General features: G+C 27.8%; 2 protein-coding genes. Both read left to right on the top strand.

Annotated features, from left to right (window positions below; all coding sequences use genetic code 11):
• Positions 1 to 84: 84 nt before the first annotated feature.
• Positions 85 to 720 (top strand): hypothetical protein, encoded by a 636-nt coding sequence (locus VN21_RS11425; protein ID WP_046823397.1) that lies wholly within the window; start codon positions 85 to 87, stop codon positions 718 to 720.
• A 95-nt stretch (positions 721 to 815) separates the two neighbouring features.
• A complete protein-coding gene (hcp, locus tag VN21_RS11430) occupies positions 816 to 2,543 on the top strand; it encodes a hydroxylamine reductase (RefSeq protein ID WP_046823398.1) in 1,728 nt (575 codons plus the stop codon).
• The last annotated feature ends 149 nt before the right edge of the window (positions 2,544 to 2,692 follow it).

Below are 2,692 nucleotides of genomic sequence, written 5' to 3' on the forward strand. Positions count from 1 at the left end.
GAAAGTTAAGAAAAATAAAATTTTAAAAGTGCATTTAAAATACTTATTTAAAATAAAGATTTAATAAATATAGGAGGTTTTATTATGAGCTTATTTTTAGGAAAAATTCACTACTGGTTATTTAATAAAATACTTTGGTTTGAAGATTTAGAAAGCGAAATAATAAATTTAGCAGAGGCTAAAGGACTAGACATAGAAAAGTTAAATAAACAAATAAATTTAAAGTATGGAGAAAAATTAGAAAGCAAAAAATTAGAAGACATTATTGATACAGGAAATATACATGGATGGCTGCAAGAAAAAATACACTCATCAGAAGGAAGAATGGCGTTGTGGACATCTAAAATTTTAGAAGATAATCCAAACTCATTGAAAAAAATAGAAAATATTTATAGAAATCAAGGGGTAAAAGCTGGTAAGGAATTAAGTTCTGTAAAAAATATTACTAACGCAAAAGAAATATATAATAGTATAAATGATTATATATTAGATGGAATGCCATGTGATAGAGTAAATGAAGTAATCGTTTTAGAAGATGATGTCGTAAGATGGAAACGAAGAATATGTGTGCATAAGGAAATATGGGAAAATGAGAATGTAGATGTTAATATATTTTATAATCTTAGAGATTTATGGATAGTATCATTTGTAAATACCATAAATAATGATTTTGAATATACAAAAACTGATGATGAGAATTATGTAATCAAAAAAATATAAAAATTAAAAATAGTAACTTATGTTACAGATTCAAAATAAATTAAACTATATAATGTGTATATAAAATGAACATTTATAAAATTGGAGGAATTATTATGGAAAATAAAATGTTTTGTTTTCAATGTCAAGAAACAGCTGGGTGTACAGGATGTACAAAATTTGGAGTATGTGGAAAATCACCAGATTTAGCTAGAATGCAGGATCTTTTAATATATACAACTAAGGGATTATCAGAGGTTACAACAAGACTTAGAAAAGAAGGTAAAAAAGTAAGCAGCAATGTAAATCATTTAATAACTATAAATTTATTTACGACTATAACTAATGCAAACTTCGATGATGAAGTATTTTATGCAAGAGTAAAAGAAACATTAAAAACAAAAGAAGATTTATTATCGCAATTAAGCAATAAGTCTAATTTATCAGAAGCTGCATTATGGAATGCAAGTTCAAATGCAGAAATGGATGTTAAGGTAAGTATATTAAGTAAAATTAAAGATGCAATATTAGGAAGTGGAAAAGAGTTAACTCTTGATGATATAAATAAATTATTAGATGAAAAGTCAACTAAAGTCGGAGTCTTAGCAACTAAAGATGAAGATATAAGAAGTTTAAGAGAATTAATAATATATGGGTTAAAAGGTCTAGCAGCATACATGAAGCATGCTAATGCATTAGGATATGATGATGAAAAAATAAATGCTTTTATGCAATCAACTTTAGCTAAGACTTTAGATGATAGCTTAAGTGTAGATGAGTTAATAGGATTAACTTTAGAAACTGGTAAAGTTGGAGTAGACGGAATGGCTTTACTTGATAGTGCAAATACAGGAACTTATGGACATCCAGAAATAACTAAGGTTGATATAGGAGTTAGAAATAACCCAGGAATACTTATATCAGGACATGATTTAAAAGACTTAGAATTATTATTAAAACAAACAGAAGGAACTGGAGTAGATGTATATACTCACTCAGAAATGCTTCCAGCACACTACTATCCAGCATTTAAAAAATATTCTCACTTTGCAGGAAATTACGGAAACGCTTGGTGGAAACAAAAAGAAGAGTTTGAAAGTTTTAATGGACCAATATTAATGACTACAAACTGTATAGTACCACCAAAAGATACTTACAAAGATAGAATATATACTACAGGAGCGGCTGGATTTGCAGGAGTTAAACATATAAAAGGTAAGAGTGAAGACGATAAAGACTTCTCAGAAATAATAGAACAAGCTAAAAACTGTCAACCTCCTACAGAAATAGAAAGAGGAGAAATAGTTGGAGGATTTGCACATAATCAAGTATTTGCATTAGCAGATGCAGTAGTAGATGCAGTGAAAAGCGGAGCTATAAAGAAATTCTTTGTTATGGCAGGATGTGATGGAAGAGCTAAATCAAGAAACTACTATACAGAATTTGCAGAGGCACTACCAAAAGATACTGTGATTTTAACTGCAGGATGTGCTAAATATAAATACAATAAGCTAAACTTAGGAGACATAAATGGAATACCTAGAGTATTAGATGCAGGACAATGTAATGATTCATATTCATTAGCACTTATTGCATTAAAGCTTAAAGAAGTATTTGAATTACAAGATATAAACGAATTACCAATAGCATTTAATATAGCATGGTATGAACAAAAAGCAGTAATAGTATTATTATCACTATTATACCTAGGGGTAAAAAATATACACTTAGGACCAACATTACCAGCATTTTTATCACCAAATGTAACTAAAGTATTAGTTGAAAACTTTGGCATAGGTGGAATAACAAATGTTGAAGATGATTTAAAAATGTTTTTAGGATAATTTTTTAAGTATAGTCTACATTGAGTAGGCTATACTTTTATTTTAATAAAAAAGTTCAGGCATATAATTATTCATCTAAATTTAAACTTCAAGACAAAATAATAAACTTTATATGTAGAAATAAATATTTTTTTACACAATATGTTAAT

The sequence above is a fragment of the Paraclostridium benzoelyticum genome (assembly GCF_001006285.1).
GTDB classification, from domain to species: domain Bacteria; phylum Bacillota; class Clostridia; order Peptostreptococcales; family Peptostreptococcaceae; genus Paraclostridium; species Paraclostridium benzoelyticum.

What these genes read in the sequence shown, in the direction of transcription:
- hcp (WP_046823398.1), top strand. Translation starts at nt 816, where the DNA reads ATGGAAAATAAAATGTTTTGTTTTCAATGTCAAGAAACAGCTGGGTGT.
- VN21_RS11425 (WP_046823397.1), top strand. Translation starts at nt 85, where the DNA reads ATGAGCTTATTTTTAGGAAAAATTCACTACTGGTTATTTAATAAAATA.